General features: G+C 59.0%; 20 protein-coding genes. 3 read left to right on the top strand and 17 right to left on the bottom strand.

Features of this window, described 5'->3' with window-relative positions:
- Positions 1–69: 69 nt before the first annotated feature.
- The 9 genes from DWQ09_04530 to DWQ09_04490 all read right to left on the bottom strand — a co-directional run bounded on the left by DWQ09_04530 (position 70) and on the right by DWQ09_04490 (position 7,838).
- Positions 70–564: an Lrp/AsnC family transcriptional regulator gene (locus DWQ09_04530; GenBank protein KAA3629516.1), complete on the bottom strand. Its 495-nt coding sequence runs from the start codon at positions 562–564 to the stop codon at positions 70–72.
- A 170-nt stretch (positions 565–734) separates the two neighbouring features.
- Positions 735–1,268, bottom strand: coding sequence for an Lrp/AsnC family transcriptional regulator (locus tag DWQ09_04525; GenBank protein ID KAA3629515.1), 534 nt, complete (start codon positions 1,266–1,268; stop codon positions 735–737).
- Entirely contained in the window at positions 1,180–1,680 is a 501-nt protein-coding gene (locus tag DWQ09_04520; GenBank protein KAA3629514.1) for an Lrp/AsnC family transcriptional regulator, read from the bottom strand. The genes DWQ09_04525 and DWQ09_04520 overlap by 89 nt, the downstream gene beginning before the upstream one ends.
- Positions 1,674–2,168: an Lrp/AsnC family transcriptional regulator gene (locus tag DWQ09_04515; protein KAA3629513.1), complete on the bottom strand. Its 495-nt coding sequence runs from the start codon at positions 2,166–2,168 to the stop codon at positions 1,674–1,676. The genes DWQ09_04520 and DWQ09_04515 overlap by 7 nt, the downstream gene beginning before the upstream one ends.
- A gap of 3 nt (positions 2,169–2,171) precedes the next feature.
- A complete protein-coding gene (locus DWQ09_04510; protein ID KAA3629512.1) occupies positions 2,172–3,362 on the bottom strand; it encodes a protein nirF in 1,191 nt (396 codons plus the stop codon).
- Between the two features lie 10 nt (positions 3,363–3,372).
- Positions 3,373–3,666: a cytochrome c gene (locus tag DWQ09_04505; protein ID KAA3629852.1), complete on the bottom strand. Its 294-nt coding sequence runs from the start codon at positions 3,664–3,666 to the stop codon at positions 3,373–3,375.
- 49 nt (positions 3,667–3,715) lie between these two features.
- Positions 3,716–4,042 (bottom strand): plastocyanin, encoded by a 327-nt coding sequence (locus tag DWQ09_04500; protein KAA3629511.1) that lies wholly within the window; start codon positions 4,040–4,042, stop codon positions 3,716–3,718.
- A gap of 131 nt (positions 4,043–4,173) precedes the next feature.
- Positions 4,174–5,880 carry a cytochrome C552 gene (locus tag DWQ09_04495; protein ID KAA3629510.1) on the bottom strand — a complete coding sequence of 569 codons (1,707 nt, stop codon included), beginning with the start codon at positions 5,878–5,880 and terminating at the stop codon, positions 4,174–4,176.
- 311 nt (positions 5,881–6,191) lie between these two features.
- Positions 6,192–7,838, bottom strand: coding sequence for a nitrite reductase (locus tag DWQ09_04490; GenBank protein KAA3629509.1), 1,647 nt, complete (start codon positions 7,836–7,838; stop codon positions 6,192–6,194).
- A gap of 458 nt (positions 7,839–8,296) precedes the next feature.
- On the opposite strand from DWQ09_04490, the gene DWQ09_04485 reads away from it, so the two are divergent.
- Positions 8,297–8,590 carry a cytochrome C gene (locus tag DWQ09_04485; protein KAA3629508.1) on the top strand — a complete coding sequence of 98 codons (294 nt, stop codon included), beginning with the start codon at positions 8,297–8,299 and terminating at the stop codon, positions 8,588–8,590.
- Between the two features lie 7 nt (positions 8,591–8,597).
- On the opposite strand, the gene DWQ09_04480 is transcribed toward DWQ09_04485, so the two are convergent.
- A complete protein-coding gene (locus tag DWQ09_04480; protein KAA3629507.1) occupies positions 8,598–10,004 on the bottom strand; it encodes a response regulator in 1,407 nt (468 codons plus the stop codon).
- Positions 10,005–10,151: 147 nt separating this feature from the next.
- On the opposite strand from DWQ09_04480, the gene DWQ09_04475 reads away from it, so the two are divergent.
- Complete coding sequence (locus tag DWQ09_04475; protein ID KAA3629506.1) at positions 10,152–13,076, top strand: peptidase M16; 2,925 nt, start codon at positions 10,152–10,154, stop codon at positions 13,074–13,076.
- Between the two features lie 44 nt (positions 13,077–13,120).
- Here DWQ09_04475 and DWQ09_04470 read toward each other — a convergent pair whose 3' ends face one another.
- Positions 13,121–13,579 (bottom strand): YHS domain-containing protein, encoded by a 459-nt coding sequence (locus DWQ09_04470; GenBank protein ID KAA3629851.1) that lies wholly within the window; start codon positions 13,577–13,579, stop codon positions 13,121–13,123.
- Between the two features lie 276 nt (positions 13,580–13,855).
- Here DWQ09_04470 and DWQ09_04465 point away from each other — a divergent pair, with 276 nt between their 5' ends.
- Complete coding sequence (locus DWQ09_04465) at positions 13,856–14,038, top strand: hypothetical protein (protein ID KAA3629505.1); 183 nt, start codon at positions 13,856–13,858, stop codon at positions 14,036–14,038.
- A 37-nt stretch (positions 14,039–14,075) separates the two neighbouring features.
- Here the strand turns inward: DWQ09_04465 and DWQ09_04460 are convergent, their stop codons facing one another.
- From DWQ09_04460 to DWQ09_04435, 6 genes are all read right to left on the bottom strand, one after another.
- Positions 14,076–15,455, bottom strand: a complete 1,380-nt coding sequence (locus tag DWQ09_04460; GenBank protein KAA3629504.1) for a cytochrome C oxidase subunit I — start codon at positions 15,453–15,455, stop codon at positions 14,076–14,078.
- A 68-nt stretch (positions 15,456–15,523) separates the two neighbouring features.
- Positions 15,524–16,048, bottom strand: a complete 525-nt coding sequence (locus DWQ09_04455; GenBank protein ID KAA3629503.1) for a hypothetical protein — start codon at positions 16,046–16,048, stop codon at positions 15,524–15,526.
- The gene (locus DWQ09_04450) at positions 16,041–17,720 is read right to left on the bottom strand and encodes a hydrogenase iron-sulfur subunit (GenBank protein KAA3629502.1); all 1,680 of its coding nucleotides are present in this window, start codon (positions 17,718–17,720) and stop codon (positions 16,041–16,043) included. The genes DWQ09_04455 and DWQ09_04450 overlap by 8 nt, the downstream gene beginning before the upstream one ends.
- Positions 17,721–17,779: 59 nt before the next feature.
- A complete protein-coding gene (locus tag DWQ09_04445) occupies positions 17,780–18,703 on the bottom strand; it encodes an SCO family protein (GenBank protein ID KAA3629501.1) in 924 nt (307 codons plus the stop codon).
- A 115-nt stretch (positions 18,704–18,818) separates the two neighbouring features.
- The gene (gene cyoE / locus DWQ09_04440) at positions 18,819–19,715 is read right to left on the bottom strand and encodes a protoheme IX farnesyltransferase (protein KAA3629850.1); all 897 of its coding nucleotides are present in this window, start codon (positions 19,713–19,715) and stop codon (positions 18,819–18,821) included.
- A gap of 90 nt (positions 19,716–19,805) precedes the next feature.
- Positions 19,806–21,518, bottom strand: a complete 1,713-nt coding sequence (locus tag DWQ09_04435) for a cytochrome C oxidase subunit I (protein KAA3629500.1) — start codon at positions 21,516–21,518, stop codon at positions 19,806–19,808.
- Positions 21,519–21,523: the final 5 nt, after the last annotated feature.

Here is a 21,523-nt window from a genome sequence, read left to right as displayed (position 1 = left end):
TCGAGCGCAATTCAAGCCGCCCATATCTTTTCTCTTCGCGGTCTTCGCGCCTTTGCGCGAGACCTCGCTCTATACCAGCCGCAATCCGGTTTTCTTCAGGATGCGGCTGCTGTAGAGAATCTCATGACCACGGTCGTCATCGCCCAACATGGCCGCGATGCGCTCCATCTTTTCCTCTACCGTCGCACGATCCGGCCCATGAACCATGATAAAGAGATTGTAGGGCCACTCCGGCGGATGGCGCGGTCGCTGGTAGCAGTGGCTAACGAAATCGAGCGCGCCCAAACGTCGACCGATCTCCACGACGCGCTCGTCGGGCACGTTCCACACGCTCATCCCGTTGCCGCGATACCCGAGGCGATAGTGGTTGGGAACGGCGCCGATGCGGCGTATCACACCGTCATCCAACATGCGCTGCATGCGCGCCATTACCTCGGCGGGTGCGATGCCCACCGCCTCGGCCACCCGATGATAGGGCTGCGGATCGATGGGCAGACCCTCCTGGGTGGCGAGGATGATTGCGCGGTCAGTGGCGTCCACGGTGTGCCATCCCGTCAGATTCAAAAACCGTCTCGCGCCAGGACGCAAAGACGCGAAGCGGCGCAATGTGGCCGACCGCTGACAGATCTGCGGGATGTTTCAAAGGTTGGTGGCATTTGGTCCACATGCCTGCCTGTTCCCTTCATTTCATTCCTCTTGGCGATCTTTGCGTCCTGGCGCGAGACCAGTTCAAATCAAACCTCAAACTTCAGCCCCACGAAGAACTCCTGTTGCTTGGGCATGTTGTAGACGCGATAACCGGTGACCTGCTCGATGTCGGAAATGACTTCATCGATGCGCTGCGGTGACTCGGTCGCCAGCACAAACCACATATTCAGGCGGTGATCGCGCGCGTAGTTGTGGGCGACCTCGGGGAAGGCGTTGACCTGCTCGTTGACGCGCTCGAAATCGTCGGGCGCTATCTCCATGGCGGCCAGCGTCAATCCACCGCCGAGACGCTCGGCGTGATAGAGCGGACCGAAGCGCGTCAGCGTGCCATCCTCGCGCAGTTGCCGGACGCGCTCGATCAAGGTTGATTCGTCCACACCGAGCTCCGCGGCTACCGCGGCGAAAGGGTGTTCGACGATCGGAAAGCCATCCTGCAGCCGGTTGAGGATCTGGCGGTCCAGCGTATCCACGTCAGCCCCGTAGATAGCGCGCGCCGTTTTGCTTGAAACGTCGGCGGCTGAAAAGCACTTCGTGGGGCGTTGCGGCCAGCCGGCACTCATCGACCAGCTGCGCGACATGATCGAGCACCGCATTCCGGTCGCTGCCATGGATCATGCAGTAGAGATTGTAGGGCCATTCCGGCAGATATCGGCGCCGCCGGTAACAGAGGGTAACGAATTCGTAGTTACCAATGCACTCGCCCAACGGCTGCACTTTATCGTCCGGCACATCCCACACCACCATCGCGTTGGCGTGATAACCCAGTTCGTGATGACGCACCACCACACCCATGCGCTTGATGACACCGCGATCCCGGAGCGCGGAAATGCGTGCAATGACATCCTGTTCCGGCATGCCGATGGCATCGCCGATTTCGCGATAGGGCTCGGCCACCAAGGGTAACCCACCCTGAATGGCGGCGATCAGCCGGCGATCGGTGGCATCCAGGGCGGAATCGACGTGGCTCACCATTTCAGCCGGAACCCCAGATCGATATGGAAATCCTCTTCCATTGGCAACGGCAACACGGGAATACCCGTCTCCTCGGCGATACCGTCGAGCACGGCTTCAAGATGCGCTGCATCTTCCGCCGTCACGACAAACCAGAGATTGAAGCGGTGTTCACGCTCGTAGTTGTGATTGACCTCGGGCAGCGCGCTCACCAGACCGGCCACCTCTTCCAGGTACTCGGGAGGTACTGCCATCGCCGCAAGCGTGCTGGCGCCCACACGCTTGGGCCGGAATACCGGACCCACCCGGCTCAAGGCGCCACGTTCCTTGAGCGATTTCAGCGTCTCGACCACCTCGGCCTCCGATACGCCCAAACGCTCGGCCATCTCGGCGAAGGGGCGTGGGCTGAGCGGAAACTCCTGCTGAAACTCATCCAGCAAGCGGCGCTCGAGTGCGGTGAAATCCACGGTCGCGCTCTCTTTGGGCTGTGGTTGGAGGACGGCGGCCATCACTTATAGCCCGATCTTGTGAGCCCGCACAGTGAAGAAAATGCCACTGGGCTTGTTGGCCGGCAATGTCGTCAGGCGCTCAAAAGTCGCCGTGTCGTAAACATCGATGCGATCCTCATCACGTACCGACATCCAGACATGTTCCCCGCGCGGCGTGAACTCCATGTGCAGCACACCCTTACCGGGCTTGAGCGTTTCGATCAGCTTCAGGGTCTGGGTATCGATCACCTGCACGGTGTCGTTCTGCGGGAACGCAAAGTTGACCCACACCTGACGCCCATCGGGCCGCCCCATGACGAAAACCGGCTGGCCATGCACCGGTATGCGCGCAGCCTCTTGCCATGTATTGCGGTCGATCACCAAAACCTGATGCTGTCCGACGCCGGGCACGAACGCATAGTCACCCGCGATCGCCCACCCCTCCAGGTGCGGCATCTTGTAGACCGGCAGCTTCTGCTCGCCTTTGCCGTAGTCGGGAAGAATCCGCTGTACCCCGCGATCAAGGTTCCACAGATCGATCTGTGCCAGTCCGTCCTCGCCGAAAAGCCCCGCCATATAATACCGACCATCGGGTGTGATCAAGGCATCGTAGGGCTGTTTGCCGACAGCGGTGAATTTTTGCAATGCGGGATTGGTCGGGTTGCTCATGTCGAGCACCCAGATCTCGCCCCCTTCAAAGAGGCTGAAAACAAAGCGCTGCCCCGGTGCATCGACCAACCCGACCACCTTGGAACGCTGGGAGCCGTCGCCGTAAGTCGCCGGTATGTCGGCGACCAGCGCCAATGTCTCGGCATCGAACACCTTGACGCCGCCCGGCGTGTAGTTGGAGACCGCTACCAGGCGTCCATCCTGCGAAATGGCGCCACCGATGCTGTTACCCGACTGGATCACGCGCTTGACGATCCGGCGCGCAAGCAGATCCACCTTGGTGAGACCGCCATCGCGTCCGAAGACATAGGCGTGGCGTTCGTCACGCGAGTAGACCACCGATGCGTGGGAGAGGTCACCCAGCCCGGAGATCTGCGCCAGTCGTGAACGACCCGTGGTCTCCACCAGCACCAGTGAACCCACGGCGCGCTCGACTACTACGCCGAGATCACCGGTCCCTCGCGGTGCTGCACAACCGCTCGATGCAGCGAGTCCGCCAAGCAGCACCGTGATTGAAGCGAAACGTGAAATGGTCGCGAAGTTCATGCCCGATGCCTCACTTGGCCACCTCACCGTTGAGCAGTTGCTGCACTATCCAACGCGCCTCTTCGACATCGACGATTCCATTCCATGGCGGCATCGCTGACCCATGGCGACCGTTGAGAATGGTGTGCTCGAGAAACTCGACAGGTTTGCCATGAAGCGCTTCGGGCAACAGGGAGGGGCCGAGCCCGCCTTTAAGCGTCATCCCGTGACAGGAGCCGCACTCGTGGCGCAGCATGTGTATCAATTCCGCTTGTCGGCTGCCATCGACCTCGGCCCTGGCGCCATTCCACAAGGGCATCGCCATCCCCAGGGCAACGAGCGACACAGCGATCAGCCCTTGTAGTCGCATCGATCTACTCGATCACCGTAACACTGCCGCGCATTTCCGGATGCGGACCGCAACGGTAGCTGAAGGTACCCGGCTCATCGAAACTGCGCTCGGTCGTTTCGTCGGGGAAGATATAGGCTGGCTCCGGATCTCCCGCGGCCTCAAACCAGACGCTATGGAACTGCCTTTTTTCACGGTTGATCCAGCGCACGGTAGTTCCCATTTTGACGGTAATCTCGGCAGGGATGAAGGTGAAGTCGCGAATCTCCACCTGCTCCACCGCTTCACCGGCAGGCACTGAGGTGGTGAGAAACATCATTATCATCAGGGTTGTCACCGCGACGAGTCTCATGATTCATGACTTTCAACAGATAGAAACGATTGGCGTCAGTCTACCAGCACCCTCACCGCAATCCTTGATTATCCTCAAAGACGCGGGCGCGCCAGTGGCGCGCCCGATATCCCCCTCCCGCTCCCTTTTGATCACTGCCTGAAGACGTTGATCTCCGCATCGTCAGCGTCAAGGGCCAACTTGTAGCCGAGCGAGACATGGTGGAAGCGGCCGTCCGTGAAATCATCGTGCACCGCAAAGCCGATATTGTAGTAGTTACCCGCTTCGATGCTGACATCACCCGGTTGGTCGGATTTCAGCTTGCGCTTCATCACCACCACCCAGTTGCCCCCTTCCTGGCTGGCGCTGAACTCGGCGCCCTGACCACCCTCCATCACCCGATTGGCCAGGATATAGCCATCCTCGACCTTGTTCGTACCGGCGCTGAAGCGCAGCAGATCCATGAACTTCCCGGCATCGAATTCGGCCTTGATCTCGTCCGCGCTCTTCAGCTTGTCCCAACCACCGCGCGGCTTGCCTTCACGGCCTCTGATCTCGATCTCGGTTCGACTCTCCTGCAGGTACTTGGTAATGCCCTTGCTGACATCGCCCAGCAGATCGGACTTGCCGCCCGCGATGGCTGCCGCATCGGGGGCATCGGTCATACCGCGCGCATCCTGGTGGCAGGTCTGCCAGCAACCCGAACGATCGGCAAATTCCACCTCATCGCTGGAGAGCATCAGGGCGAACTTGGTCGGATTGTCCGGATCCATCTTGCCACCTTCGACGAAGGGAACCGGCACATGGTCGGTCGCAGGCCACTGGAAGCGCATGTAGAGGTACTCGCCGTTGTGCGCGGCCTGGACCTGCATCGGGATACCAGGACGTTTGCCGGGGATAGGCGTGTCCTCAGCCTTCTCGCCCCCTACCATCTTGCCGCCCATCATCTCCTGCTCACCCTCGTGGCAATCGAAGCAACGATCGCCGGCCTTAATGAAGGGGCGGGCACCGCCATGCTGGCTGCCGTTCAAGATCCACTCCATACCGGTCTGACCGGGATAGAAGAGCACCACCTCGCGCGGCTCGACAGCACCCCAGTTCACGCCGGAGCTGTCGCTACCGCCGCTACTGGCAGCGGGTGCCGCGGCAACTGCGGCCTGTGCCACCTTCATCGGCTTGGCCCCAGCCTGGTCCGAGTTGCCGTCACCGTTCATAAAGGCGAGCCATTCCTCGGGCACCTTGCGCACATAAGCGGGCACCGGGGCTTCAAACAGCTCCACTTCCGCATCCGTCAGCTGATCGCGCACGTCTTTGTGCGCGATACCCTTGTGGCAATCGATACAGGTGAGCCCCTCCTGCATCGCGAACAGATGGCGCTTGGCGGCGCGTCGCTTCTGATTGGCGGGATTCATACCCGCGAAATTGTGGCAGTTGCGGCACTCACGCGAATCGGTGGTCTTCATCGCGGTCCAGACATTCTTCGCCAGTTTCAAGCGGTTTTGCTCGAATTTCTCCGGTGTGTCGATAGTACCGAGCACCTTGTGCAGCAGTTCGTTGCTGGCTTTGATCTTGCGTACCACCTTATGCACCCACGGGCGCGGTACGTGGCAATCGGGGCAGGTGGCCTGTACACCGCTGCGATTGGTGTAGTGAACCGTTCCCTTGTACTCCTGGAAGACGTTTTCTTCCATCTCATGACAGGAGATACAGAATTCCATGGTGTTGGTCACCTCCAGCGCGGTATTGAAACCACCCCAAAAGATCACACCAATAACCATAAAGACGAGTGCGGCCCCAACACTGGTGCCCATCACCATCTTACGTGACCAGAATCCCCCTTTGCCGCTATTCGTTGCCATTGTTCGCTCTCGTTTCCCTGCGCCTGCCGTCAGGCGGATGATCAGTTGCCGTTAGGTGCCAGGGAATCTCTGATTAAATCGTGTTCAGTGATTCTGTTGCCCGGAAGTGACGATTTCGGTATTGGAAGGCTTGGCAATAGCGGGCCATTACCTGCACTCGCCGCTTTCGAACAACACTCTCATCTAACCAGACTCAATCAGAGGTTCCCTAGGTTCTGTATTCCGCGTCGCCGCAGCTGTAGTAGAAAAAGGCGGGCACGGTATGCCATGCCCGCCCTTGCTACTTACACATCCTGAACGTTGACTACCGATCAGGTGACGTGATTACTGCGGTTGTACACGTTGAACTTACCGGTGGGTGCAAACAGGCCCTTGATCCGCGTCTTCTCCTCAAGGGTCTTGGCGTCGAACACCACGATTTCACCATTGTCGGTCTTGCTGTCCTTGCGGTTCCATACCGAGGCCCACAACTCGCTGCCGTCAGCATTGAATTCAAAGTGAACAGCGACATAACCCTCGGTGGTGGTCAGACGAATGGTCTTGACCACCTTGCCGGTCTTCTTTTCCACAACCTTGACCGACTGCTGGATTTCCGGCTCGGGATGCAGTGTCTGGTCAACCCAGACGTAGTCGCTCTTCGGATGGGTGCGGACAAACAGGCCAGGGCCATCGGTCTGAGTTTCGTAGCAGATCTTCCAGGCCTTGTCTTTGTGGTTGACAGGATCGTTGCCCCATACCGTGAGTTTGCCTACGCCAAGATGCGGCGTCCCCCCCACCGGACCGCAATTGGGATCATTCCAGTTGGCGCCCGGACCGGGGTGCGGACGTTTGTCGGTATCGATCATGGCTTCCAGCTTGCGCGTCTTGGAATCGATCACCACCATCTTGTTCGAGGCATTGGCCGCGATCTGGAAGTAGCGACCGGTCGGATCGAAGAAGCCGTCATGCAGGAACTTGGCGTTGTCGATCTTGTCGATGCGCAGGTTGTCGATGTCGGAGTAGTCGACCTGCCAGGTCTGGCCCAGCTCCTTCATGTTCACCAGCCAGCTCGATGTCAACGGAGCGTCGTAGATGGCGGCCACACGGGACTCGTTCACATACTGGCCGTCAATATTGACGCCGCGTGCCGAGACCACTTTCAGCGGGTCCATGGTCTTGGCGTCGACGATGACGAAATGCGGCGGCCAATAACCGCCACCGACCACGTACTTGCCGTCACCCGACACCGCCACGTCGCGAGCGTCATAGGCTATCTGGGTTTCAGCTACCAACATCTTGTCCGGGGTCTGCCAGAGGTCGATCTTGGTCAGCTTGCCGTCACGTCCCATGGTGTACCAGAAACGACCGACGTCCTTCGGGTTCTCCGGATGGACCACCTTGTTGTGTTCCAGCGCCTTCAGCACGTGGACCGCATACCCGGTGGGAATGTGGGTAATGACTTCATGCTTGTCACCATCGATGACCGCCACCTTGCCCACATCACGCTCGATGACCACGAAGAAGTTTTCCCAATTGCGCCCATGCAGCGGCTTGGTCGGATAGTCCTTGAGAGCAACGTGAACCTTGGTGCGCTTCTTCATGTCGGCCAGCGACATCTCGGGCGGAATCGGCGGATCGATCTGGATATAGGTCGCCAGATCCTCGACCTCTTTCTTGCTCAGAATGCCGTCGAAGTTGTTCATGCCGCCTTCGGTGCCGAAGGAGATGATGCGCTCGAGACGCTTCTGCCCCAGCTTCAGGGTCTCTTTCGGCTCCAGGTTCTTGCCGGTCGCGCCCTTGCGCAGCACGCCGTGACAGCCGGCACACTGCTGAAAGTAAATCAGTTTGGACGCTTCGAAATCCGCCTCTGACATGGTCGGCTGCGCTGCCGTCGCGGCCATGGCATTGGTGCCAACGGCGCCGACTGCCATGCCCATCGCGAGTGTCAGGGCGGGGATACCAAATTGCATTTTTTTCATCGCTCCCCCCTAAATTGGGTGTGTGAACCACCAGACCGCCTGCGAGCGGCCCTACCAATGGAAACCTTGCATTCGAGAAAATGAACCTGTTGGGCCATTGATTCCTTGATCTGCGTCAAGCGGCCCCCAGCAACATAATAAATGCTTGCAATACCGTAGGTTAGTTGGTGCCCGGTATCTGCCGTAAGACACCTTGGCACAGCCGGAAATCACCTAGTAACCCCGTAAAGAATAGGCAAATCAGTGCCGCTGCTGGTTGGCCGCCTATCAATCGAATTCGCTGTTTGATCGGACATTTGCCGCGGTGTTCGGGCGCACTGTCCGGCCGCGCCGCAACTTTCTGGCACACCTGCCCTGCTTCCGACGCCGCAGCGTCGCCTCAGCGAACCGACACGCCGACTGGTCACCACCGGTCAAGCTGAGTAGGCTGTAGCGTATCGCAAGCGTGGAGAATCGCAATGCCAATATACCGCCGATGGCGCACACTGCTCTGCACCCTCGTGTTGCTCGCCCCCAATGCCCAGGCGCAGGAGATCAACCTGGTGCGGGGGGAGGCTCTCTACCGCAATCACTGCAACGAATGCCACGAAAGTTTGGTCCATATCCGCGATCGCCCACGGGCGAAATCGCGCCAGGAGCTCAGGCTGCAAGTAGTGCGTTGGTCCGATGAGATTGATCAGCAGTGGGGGAGTGACGAGATCGAAGACATCGTCGGTTATCTGGATTTCACCTACTACCGCTTCGCACGCTGAGGCATGCTCAGGGGCGCGCCAGCTTGACCGGCTCGTACTCGGCGCTGAGCCTGGTCAGCGCTGCCTCGTTCGCCAGCAAGGCACGCAATGTCGTCACCTCCTCCTCCACCGGCAGGCACGCACCATCCTCATCCATCATGGACAAGGGCGGTAACTCGATCGTCTGCCCCTCGAGATCTGTAAACCAGAGCTGTCGGTTGGCGTCACGAAACACGAGACCGGGTTGCACATCGACCAACGGATCACCAATACAGTTGGGCGACGCAAAGTAGCGTCGCCGCAGCTCGAAGCCGATTTCGCCGCGGGCACCGACGCGGAAGAGGTACCCCGACGCGCTCAATCCTTCATACCCGCCGTTCGCCGGCGCCATCCCCAGCAGACGCCCCACCGTCACACCACCTTCGCCCTGTAAAACGGCGCTATCCTGCGTGGTTGACGGCGCTGGGGCGGGGATTGGCATTCGCGCCGGAGCGATAACCGGTTCCGTCGCTGTTGCCACCGTGGGATTGCTGGTCAATGCCGCCAGCTGCCCGCGTAACTCTTCGATCTGACGTTGTCCGGCCTGCGCACCTGCCGTGTAGTGCCTCTCCAGATCCGCAAGACTCTGGAGCTGCCACCACACACCACCGCATACCACCAGAACCAACAGCACCAGCAGCGTGGCCACCAGGCGCAAATTGCCGCTACCGCGTGCGCGCTGCTCCTCCCATTGCAGATCCTGCTTCGCCTCGAGGCGCCGCACCATCTCGTCGCTGGTCGAATCGAGATGTCCTTTGATATTGCTCGCAAGCCAGCGCATCTGGCTCTTCTGCGCTATCTGCTCCTCCGCAAGGATCAGGTACATCTGACGGCTCAGCTCCGATTGCATGCGGGTGAGCAGGGACTCCCAATCGGGAGTCTCCGCAGAGGCGTGTCTGCGCCTCTCCAGGGCCTCCCTGTCCGGGCCATTGCCCATGCCCAGTTTGGCGAGCGACTCCTCCAACCGCTCGTGCACGCTCTCTTTGAGGAGCACATCGACCGCGCCCAATGCGCGTGCCTGCCCCAGATAAACCTCGCCCTCCTGTGTGGTGTACATCAACACCGGGATGGTGGCCGTTTCGGGGTTGCTCTTGATGATCTTGACGGTTTCCAAGCCGTCCATCCCGGGCATGTTGTGATCGAGGAAGATGACGTCGGGCTTCTTCGTGCGCAGATGATCCAGTGCGTCTTCGGCCGAATTCACCGACTCGGATCCGACACCGTGTTCCGCCAGCAGCTTGGCGAGAAACCGGCACGCCGATCTGGAGTCATCCACTATCAGGGCTTGTTTGAGCATCCGTTCGCCTCCTCGCTTTCCGGCCTGTGGGCGCGCCCTTCGGCATTGCGCCAGCAGATCACCGCGCCTGCCGCGCGGAGCCCCGCTATCAAGGGCCATCTTATGCTGGTGGGTGCGCCGAAACAAAACTCAACCCCGTCCTGCGAGATCACCAAGCTATAATGAAGCACTTTCATTGCCGGGCGAACCTCTGACACGCCACGCAGTCCCATTCAAGAACCCAGACCACGGCGGAATACCCTTACCATGAGCGAAGTTTTGATCCACCCTGCCTTCGAACTGATCCAGACCGAAACCATCCCCTCATTGCGTACCACAGTCTATGCCTATCGCCACAAGGCGACGGGCGCAACCCACTACCACCTGGAATCGGAAGACCCGAACAATGTCTTTCTGGTGGCGTTTCGTACAGTACCGATGGACTCCACCGGGGTGGCACATATTCTCGAACACACAGCGCTCTGCGGCAGCGAACGCTTTCCGGTGCGTGATCCGTTTTTTATGATGACGCGCCGTTCGCTCAATACCTTCATGAACGCCTTCACCAGCAGCGACTGGACTGCTTATCCGTTTGCCAGTCAAAACCGCAAGGACTTTGAGAATCTGCTGGCCGTCTACCTCGACGCTGCGTTCTTCCCGCGTCTCGATGCCCTGGATTTCGCCCAGGAGGGGCATCGCATCGAGTTTGCCGAAACCGACAATACCGAATCCCCGCTGGTCTTCAAGGGTGTGGTGTTCAATGAGATGAAGGGGGCGATGAGTTCCCCCGTACGCGCACTCTGGGACGCGTTGTCATCGCACCTCTTTCCCACGGTCACCTACCACTACAACAGCGGTGGCGATCCGGCAGCAATCCCGGATCTGACACACGATCAGTTGGTCGCTTTTCATCGCAGCCACTACCACCCCTCCAACGCAGTGTTCATGACCTACGGTGACATACCCGCGGTCGAGCATCAGACGGCATTCGAGGAGCAGGCACTGCACCGCTTCACCGCAGCCGATCTCAACATACACGTAGCCGATGAACAGCGTCTGCCTGCGCCACAAACCGTTGCAGGACGCTACGCCGTGGAGCCCGAGGGAGAGACACGGCGCAAGACCCACATCGTGCTGGGTTGGCTGCTCGACAAGAGCACCGATCTGGAGACCATGCTCACCGCGCATCTGCTCGCCGACGTATTGCTCGACAACAGTGCTTCGCCGTTGCGCCACGCACTGGAAACCTCCGAACTGGGCACTGCGCCCTCGCCGCTCTGCGGCCTTGAGGATTCCAATCGCGAGATGGTCTTCACGTGCGGCGTCGAGGGATCGGAGCCCGAGCATGGCCAGGCCGTCGAAGAGCTTGTGCTTGGCGTCCTCAAGGAGGTCGCCGAACAGGGTGTTCCCCAGGAATTGATCGAGTCGATGCTGCATCAGTTGGAATTGCATCAGCGTGAGATTGGCGGCGACGGTTTTCCCTACGGGCTGCAGATGATGCTCAACGCACTGCCTGCCGCCATCCACCGCGGTAATCCGGCCACCTATCTCAATATCGATCCGGTGCTGGAATCGCTGCGGCAGCGCATCCAGAACCCCGGCTTCATCAAGGAACTGGTACGCACGTGGCTGCTCGACAATCCACACCGTGTCACGCTCACCTTTCGTCCCGACCCCAATCTCGGCGCCGAGCAGGCCCAGGCGGAAACCGAGCGTCTGGCCGCTATCAAGGCCGGACTCGATGCCGATGCCCGCCAGCAGATCATCGAGCAGGCACATGCGCTGGAAGCACGACAAAACACGAAAGACGACCCGGCCGTGCTGCCGAAAGTCGGGCTCGGAGATATCCCGCGTGAACTCAAGATTCCAGAGCCGATACACGTTGCCCGGACGCCCTTGATCAACACGTGGTTCAATGCCGGCACCAATGGGCTGGTTTACGAGCAGTTGATCGTCGATCTGCCGCCAGTCGACGAGACGTTGCTGCCCATGCTACCGCTGTTCACCGCCTATCTCTCGGAGGTCGGCAGCGGCGGGCGCGATTACCGCGCGACCCAGGCGCGCCATGCCGCCGTGACCGGCGGTATCCACGCCAATCTCAGCGTGCACGGAGGTGTCGAGGATATCGCGGCCGGACGGGCGTTTTTCGTGCTCAGCGGCAAGTCGCTCAATCGCAATCAGGGCGCGCTCGGCGAACTGCTGCAGGAGACATTCGAGACCGCCCGTTTCGATGAGCTGTCACGACTGCGCGAGCTGGTTGCCCAGTCCCGTGCCCACGCCGAACAAAGCGTCACCGACAACGGCCACATGCTCGCCATGACGGGCGCCTCCAGCGGTATGAGCCCCGTGGCTGCGCTCGCCCATCAGTGGCGCGGACTGGAGGGCATTCGCCGCCTCAAGGCGCTGGACGATGCGCTAAACAGTCCCGCTGAACTGCAGCATTTTGCCGCCTCTCTCGAGACCCTTCGGCAAAGCCTGCAGAGCGCCCCACGACAATTCCTGCTGGTGGCAGAAGCGGAGCAGCATCAAGTCCTGCACGAACACCTCAGCAGTCTGTGGACCGGGCGCAGCCAGGATACTACCCCGGGGTCATTCCAACCGGCCTTTACTCCCAAACGTGTAAGCGATGCCTGGACCACCAGTACTTCGGTCAATTTTTGCGGACGAGCCTACCCTGCCGTACCCCCCGGCCATGCCGATGCCGCCCCGCTGACCGTGCTGGGCGGCTATCTGCGCAACAATTTCCTGCATCGCGCTATTCGCGAGCAGGGGGGTGCCTACGGGGGCGGAGCAAGCTACGACAGCGATTCGGGATCGTTCCGCTTTTACTCCTACCGTGACCCTCGCCTCGGTGCCACATTGCGCGACTTTGACAGCGCCATCGAGTGGTTGCTGACCGACCAGCACGAACCGCGTTACCTCGAAGAGGCCATTCTTGGCGTCATCGCCCGCATCGACCAGCCTGGTTCGCCGGCCGGTGAAGCCAAAAGTGCCTTTCACAGCAGCCTGCATGGCCGGACACCGGCGCAGCGACGTGAATTCCGTGGCGGTATCGTGGAAGTAACGCTGGACGATCTGCGCCGCGTCGCCAGCCGCTATCTCAAGGACACGGAAGCGCACACCACGGTCATCTGCCCGCCAACGGCCAAAGAGGAAATCGAGCGCCTGGCGTTGACGAACCACAAGCTCTGATAATCAGGAACAGGCGCGCTGGCGCGCAGCGTGGCCGACTCACCCTATTTGCTCAGTACGGCCGGCCAATTGGCATCAGCCTTGGCGATGTTGCCTGGCACATCCTGGCTCCAGCGCCTTTGAACTCCGGTGCTGTAGTTGAGGTAGAGCTTGTTATTGACGATCCGCCAGGCGTCGGGAACGACCGATGCGGTGTAACCCTGCGAGACCGCCCAGGCGCAGTAACCGCCGTATTGCGGGGCGTACCTGCCAGGCTCGGCTGCGAACCGGTCGCGGTTCTCGGCACTGGCGAACCGCCAGGTGGCACCCTGATACTCCAGCGAGAAGCGCGGGTCGCCTTTGACGGGTTTGCCCTGCGCGAAGTAGGCCACCGGATCGTAGCCGCGGATAGCCCCGGCACGGGTCGAGAAGACCGGCTCCTCTGCCGCAGCTGCGGTTCCGCCCGACAACAGAACCAACAGCAAGCCACTTATCCCGAATACCGCGCGGGTCAACATACTCATCGCCATCGCTCCTCTCGGTTGAGTCTACGACGGTGAGTATAGTTTCGGGTTTGTTCTGCTTCGCTAAAGTGATGAAAATGTGAAGGTTATGCCGCGCCTGTCACAAGCGAGGCCGCCAACTTGGGCCCGCCCTATCCGCCCGGTCGTCAGACCAGCACCATGCGGCACAACTTGAGCGTGACCGGTGATTGATGCAGGATACTCCGCACACAAAGCAATCGGACGTAGAAACGAGTGAACCGTCCGACACTAACGGAATAAGACAGGGGGACAATCGTGGTTGAGATACTGATCTTTACGCTCGCGGGTATCGTGCTCTACTTTGCCGCCGACCGCCTGCTCAATGCCATCGAGGTACGGCGCGGCAGTCGCTTCCAATACCGGCAGGTAATCTATTTTGTAATCGTGCTGGCTCTCGCGCTGGGCCTGTTCGAGGTAATTGAACGCTTCGGCCGCTGATGGGCTCGTGCGCAGCGCCATTGTGGTTCCAGAAGGCTTACGGTGCGACGCCCAACTCGTTCCTTCGACGCCCTAGAATGGATTTGAAGACCACGATCAGAAAAAGAATGCCGCCAATGATCGCAATGAATCCACCGAGTCCCATGAAGCCCATGGAGACGATCCGTTCCAGCGAATCGAGACCCTGGGCAGCCCCAGCGGTCTTGCGCTGAATCCCATAACCACCCGACCAGGCCAGTCCGGTGATATGCATCAACTGGCCGCCGCAGTAGATTCGCGACTGCCATACTGCAAGCCCTTGGGAAACTGGTCGATAGCCAAGTTTGGGCAACAAGTGGTAGGTCATGCCCATGAAAGCCAGCGTCACACCCACGATGCTGCCGTGGTAGTGCGCAGGGATGGTCACATTGCTACCCGAGATCAGGAAACCGATCACGCCCCCGGCACCGAATACCAGTAACGACGTCCAGAGTGTGCTGCGCTCGGCGCGTGCGCTTTCATGGGGGGCATCCGCCCGCCACAGCGCCGCCAGCACCACCGCACCGATTACGAGCGCTGCGATCCCCCCACCGTACTGCATCTGATAAGTGAAAAAGATCCGATACAGTGCCGTTTCCGGGCCGTTTCCAATCAGCACAAAAGGTGTTGGAAGAATGGCTGCCACGCCGATCGCGAATACCCACCAGGCAGCTCGCGCACCCAGGCCGGGCCAGGCACCCGAGGCACTGGCCAACCACAACCACGCAACCAGCATCAACTGGGTGTAGACGAACTGCATAAGATGACCGCCGCCCCAAAAGAGCAGTTCGTAATAGGCTTTCGGCTCCAGCGATTCCGGCAGGTCGCCATAGGCCAGAGCGAAAACAATCAATGCCGCCAGACCGGACAAGGCCGAGGTAAACAGCGCAAACCGCAGCGCCCCCTCCCGGCCGGACCAGTCCCTCTCCCGCGCCAGGGAGTAGAGCGCCCGCAGAACCAGAATCGCGAAACCGCCAGCAAAGGCCAACAATCCGGCCATGAATATGGGACTGCGGAGAACCGGTATGTAATTCGCCATTATCGGTTCGGGGCTGCCGACGAACAGGGCCGCCGACATCGATAGCGCGCCAAACAGGGCCAGCAGCAAGGCACCCCATCCGCACAGAGTGCAATACCCACGAACGTTAAGACTCCAGAAAAGGCCCGCAAAGGCGGAAAACCACACCAGCACCGTAAGGTCGACATGCACCACCAGCACGGCACGAAAAAGCCCAACGAAGGGCAACAGATCCTGGAGTCCGGGGACGCGTGCCGACACCACCAGGACGGTGAGCAATCCTGCGATCACCAATGACAGCAAACCGAGAAACAACCACCCTCGGGCCAAAGTGATATCGCCTTTTACAGGCAAAATGTAGTGGGAGTCTTGCTGGGTCATCGGGCTATTCTTTTGGTTGTCGGCGCCACCCCGATTGGGTGCCGCAGAGCGAACTGAAATCGCTTGCGCTAGCCGTCACGTTTCTTGGGTGTGATGAAGCGAAAATAACCCTCTTCGCTGTTGAAGTCGATCGCCAACAATTCACCAGCCTGCAGTTCCACCTCGGCCGATTTGTTGTAGTTGAAACCCTGCTCATGAATGCTGTCGCGCATCCGTATCGTGATAAGGTGGGTCCCCTGTGGAATCTTGATCGTGTGATAGGTGTAGGAGCGGCCGTCCCTGGAGAGACCGGTCGGGCGCAGATGTTCTTTATAGATCAGCTTGTTGTCGATCAGCAATTCGATATCGATCGGCGATCTTTCGCGCTCACAGTCGTCGACCGCCCGCATATTGGGTGGCATCTTCGCCAGTTCCTCCGCTGTACGCTGGCGGCACTCGACCTTGAGTTGCCCGTAGTGGCCAATGCTGTATCTCACCGCCGCCTCATCGGCCTGCAGCGGCGAATAGGTCGGCAAGACCGCAAAGTACCCGACAAACCCCATGAACAGGGCGTACATGAGCGCCTGGCCGAGATAGCGCAGCACCTTATTCATGACTGGACTCCGGCATCGACGCCCGCGCCGCACTAAGTCCGATAGGCGCTTGCGACGACGGGGTCGCGTCACTGGTATCTTGATCGCTGTCCAGCGCCTTGAGCGTCTTAAGATCCGCGACAAACGACTCGATTTCGCGCACCAACGCCTTGCGATCGCCGCGACCGGCCCAGAAAACCTTGACCTGTCGGGTATCTACGCGCTCGCGCAAACGGGGTTCCCGCCGGCCGGCAAACCGTTCTTCCACCCAAGTGTTGCCCAGGCGGTACTGACAGTCTCCCGGTCGGCATCCGGTCAGCAGTACACCGTCCGCGCTCTCCTTGTGTAAGGCGTAGTCAACGAACGATGGCGGCACATTGCCGGTACACGGAAGACCAATCGCCACCACATTGGGCAGATCGAGACTCGCCACATCGATGGCGTGATTGCACCCGTACACCAGCAGCTTGACCGGACTATCCAGGTTGGCAAGCGCGGTGTTGCCGACCTCTCTGAGGTCATGAATCGTAAAGCCAGGCATGTCGATTCCGGTCGGCAGCGCCTCATCGCGGCGGAAAGGCATGGCCGTGGGGCAGGCACCAGCGCAGATGCCGCAACTCGCACACAAAGAGGCATCGACGGTCGCCTCCTGGGTATGCGAGGCGTGACCATCGCTGCGCGGCACCATGGTAATAGCGCCGAACGGGCAATCGGCAAAACAGCGTGCGCAGCCGTTGCAGTGATCCAGATCGACCTTGGCCGTCGGAAGCTGGCGCAGCGGGGGCAACCAGGGCAATACCGAGAAAAAGACGCTGACCCCAAACAATACACCCCACAGCAGGGCGGGTGACCCACTATCCAACAGCGGGTAGGCCAGAAGATAAAACCAATCAAACTCCAGGTTAGTGGCTACGCGTGACAGATCCGCGGGGCCTTGACTCGTGGCGGGCGCGACAAACGAAAGGACCAGCAAAGCCGCCATACTACCCAGCGCCAGTTTGCGCGGTGGATTGATCTTGGGACGACTGATGCGCAGCAGGTGAAACCACACTCCAAAAATCAGAAATATCGGTAATCCGATCAGATGGATAAATGCCATAAGCGTGAAAAACCGGTCGCTCAGCGCATCTTCCGTGAGGAAATTTCGTGCCATAGGATCAGTAAATATTGGGAGCCAGTCCATAAGCTCCGAACTGGCGATAGCCACGTACTGACCCAATTGATCCCACACCAGCCAATACCCGGTAATACCCAGGGGAAAGACCATCCACAGCAAGGGGATGCCGGTAAACCAGGAAAACCAGCGGAAGCCCCGGTGCCGATCCTTGGAAAACTCACCCAGGATGTGCAGGGCCAGGGTTATGATCGCGGCATCCGAGGCATAACGATGCAAGCTGCGCATAACACCGCCGATGTACCACTGCTCATGGGTCAGCCGCTCGACGGATTGGTATGCGCCCCAGACGTTGGTTTCAAAGAAAATGAAGACGTAGATCCCGCTGACCAGCACCACCCAGAAGAAGAAAATGGTCAAACCACCCAGGTAGTGGAAAGGATTGGCTTTTTCGCCAAACAGCAGGTTAAAAAAGCCCTCCACCCTATGCAGCAGCGCATGGGCGGGTGTCTGGATGTACTTAAGCAATGGTGTAAATCTCCGGCCCGATTCGGCTCGATCAGATATCGCGGGCACCATAATACCTGACTAACGCGCAAAGATTAACAACGGGGCCGTAACACCCTCCTTGATACAGATCAAGAGCGCCGGGAACGATAGTAATCCCTGACCAAATACCCTGCTGTCCCCAGGATAATGCTGCCGCCAATGACCAGTCCGATGAAATAGGACATATCGAATCGGTAGGCGTCATTCGCGGGATCGTAGGTGGTGCAGAATAGACGCACCCCCTTAACGAAGGTCGTTGCAAACCCGTCTTCGGGGCGTGCTCCGAGCACCAGCCGCTTGAGCGGCTCTACCAGAAGCGGGGTGCTGAAAATCTCCCCATAGACATGAACGTAGATCTTTCCATCCTGATCGACAACGGTGGTTTGCACCAGGTGATCGAAACCCTTCGGGGACGGTGCATAAGTGAAACCGACATCACTCAGGATTCCGTCGATCGTGGTCTGCTCACCGCTCACAAAATACCAACCTGGCATCTCCACACCCTGATGCTTGGCAAAACTGGCCATGGTCAGAGGATTGTCCTGGGGAGTATCAAAACCAATCGTCAAGACATTGAAGGCGTCGTTTCCCAAAGCATCACGGGCTTTACGCACCGCCTCAGCCAAATAGCGCGTGGTCATCGGACAGGTATGGTAACAGCTGCTATAGACCAGGCTGATCACCAACGGTTTTCCCCGCAAATCATCCAGCTGCACGGTGGCCCCGGCAGAACTGACGAACGAGTAATTAGCGAGTGTCCGACCGATCGCCGCCTGGCTTCGAGCAAGGGCCGTTTTCCCATCAAATATTGGGTTCTGTTCGTTGGTTGGCTGAGTGCCCTTTGGCGCCGCTATCGCGACGGCCGGTATCAATAGGATGATGGAAATGAACAGCTGCGCGGATCGAGCCAACCGCTGCCAATAGCAGGGCCGGTTCTCAGCGGGTGGACGACGAAGATAAATCCGCCGTAACCGGGATTCAATTGGTCGCATAAAACGAAATGGTGGGGGCATGTGTGTTACTGCGCTCGACGGGAACAAAATACACTACCAACAGCGCCTGACCCGCTGTCGGAGTATTGGCCCTGCGGGTCCTCGCGAGACCGAAAAGGTCTCTAGCTCTGCAACGTCAACCTAAAAGTTGAGCGTCCAGAATGCTGGCAACCAGCAGAGAGGTCAGCTGCACGAGTGAAGCAAAAAAACTGGCCCTGGCGACCTTCGGCGTTGGCTCAGCCACCAACTGAAGGTTCTTGAACAGGAAATAGAGGCCGCCTGCGGCGGCGCCCACAAGGTAGATCCAACCCATTCCGTAGAATACGGGCAGCACCGATATGGCGACCATCAGAATCGAGTTGGCGAGAATCACCTCCGCTGCGCGGCGATCACCGACCACCACCGGCAACATGGGAACACCGGCGGCTGCATAGTCTTTATGCAATACGATCGCGAGACTCCAGAAATGCGATGGCGTCCAGAGAAACAGTACGATGGCGAATATCAAAGGAACGGCGGTGATCTGTGGATCCACGGCGGTGGCGCCGGCCAGTATCGCAAAACTTCCCGCTAGCCCGCCGATGACGATATTGAGCCACGTGCGGCGTTTCAGCCATACCGTATAGACAACGGCATAGAAAAAAGCTCCCAGAAACACAAACAGCGCCGCCACCATATTGGTCGCCCACCCGGCCGCTATCACCGAGAATGCCAGCATAGTGGTCAATCCCACCGGCCACATCCAGGTTGGATTGAACTCACCGGTTACAAAGGGGCGAGAGCGCGTCCTTTCCATGCGCGCATCGAGATCACGCTCCACGTACTGATTGAATCCACCGGCACAGGCTGAAGAGATCAACACCGCCAATCCGAGCACAATGATCTGCATCGTCGTCAGCGATGAGCCCGGTGTGATTGCTATCCCCGCTAATGCGGTAAACGCAATGGTCACACCAATACGCAGCTTACAGACGTTGCCTAATTGTTTGATCAACTGCAGTGATCCGCCTGACCATGAGGACTCGGCATGGATAGTGCGCGGCACGTTCTTCTCCACCGGTAAGATGAATCGTAGTCAATCGGGGGCGCGATATCCGCGCCCCCGATACTATCCAGCGTAATCCTAGCTCAAGGGCCAGACCGAGGACAGATACTTCCAGTTGATGAAGTAATAGACCACGAAGATACCCAGGAATGTCAATGCGAGGAGAAATGTGCCGGGGGCGATGAAACCGGCAATCCCGATTCCGGAGTGGTCATCCGCGTCAGCAGCGATTTCCTCCGACTGGATCGGGGTGGTTGGTGCAGCACCATAGGTCGGCGCTTCTCCCACCTTCTTGCCCCACAACAACGATCCCACGGTAATCCAGATGTAGGCTGCTCCACCCACGATGGCGACGACACCGGCAATTCCAGCGATTCCCATCAGCAGATAAGCCGCCGCCGGATACTCGTAACCCAGCGCTGAACCGGTAAACGCCATATCCCAGTGACGCCGTGATACGCCCAGCGTGCCGGCACCCATATGGCCCAATGCAAAGACCGACATACCCAAACCGAACAGATAGGGCTGCCACTTGGCCAGTACCGGGTTGATCACCTCACGCCGGAACAGCGTCGGGATAAGAAAGTAGGTGAGCGCCATGAAAGCAAGGGTCGTTCCTACCACTACGGTGGCATGGAAATGTCCCGGCACATAGATGGTGTTGTGAATGATGAGATTCAACTGCTCGGTACCCATCATGACACCCGAAATACCGCCGAGGAATCCAAATCCGATCAATGATATGAACATGCCGGAGAAAACCGGATTTCCCCACGGCGCCTTGCGGATCCACTCAAACAGGCCGTTGTTGAAGCCCTTCTTGCGCTGCGCCACCTCAATGGAACCTGGTACCGTCAACCCGTGGATCATGCTGGCCAGCACCGCCAGGTACATCGCATAACTGGTGTTGAACATCTTCCATTCGGAACTGATACCCGGATCAGAAAGCAGATGGTGCGCACTGGCGAGCTGCAGAAAGAGGATGTAGAGCAGGAAGGCACCGCGGCTGACTTTCTCTGACATCGGCTTGGCGCCAAATACGATGGCTGCGATCGCATACCATACTGCCACGTGAGCCGAGACATTGATCTGCTGGGAGGAGTGACCCATTGCCCACCAGATCACGCGATACATCAGCGCGTCGATATGACCTATGTACCCGATTGACCAAAGGTAGGTAGGAATCAACAGGATCGCACCCGAGGCGATGGTGAAAATAGCGATGATGACCGCCACGAGCGCACCAAAAGTGACCAACGGCAGCGAGCCGACGTAGGTCTGCTCATCCTTGGCCACCACCAGCGTGCCCAGAAAGACAAAACACCCGATCAACGCGCCCACCGCAAACAGGATGATTCCGAGGTAGAAGTTCGGATTGGCCGGCATCGGCACGTAGGAGGTCATCATGACGCTGGAATCGCCATTCAGGATCGCCAAATTGGTGACCACGCTGCCGATCAGCATCAACGCGAAACCCAACCAGGCGATACGCGGAGTCGCAATACGACAGCCCAAGAGTGTGGTTGCGCAAAAATAGACGATCGCGATTTCGAACGAGATGATCCAGAAGATCAGCATATCCAGACCGTGGGCCGTCAGTGCCTGATAAAACTCGGCGGCTGGCAGCATATGGACCGCCGGCCAGCGGGTTAGCGTCACCAGCAAAGCCAGTACACCGCCAATCAGCAGCCAGACCACACCCATGACGGCATGAGCCTTGATGAGCGTCTCGGCCGGTTTGTGATACCGGAGACCTGTGCTTTCACAGGTTCTAAATTGTGCATCGGCCATGAAAA

It is taken from the genome of Pseudomonadota bacterium (assembly GCA_008501635.1).
GTDB lineage: Bacteria > Pseudomonadota > Gammaproteobacteria > QQUJ01 > QQUJ01 > QQUJ01.
This window is presented reverse-complemented; position numbering and strand designations above follow the sequence as displayed.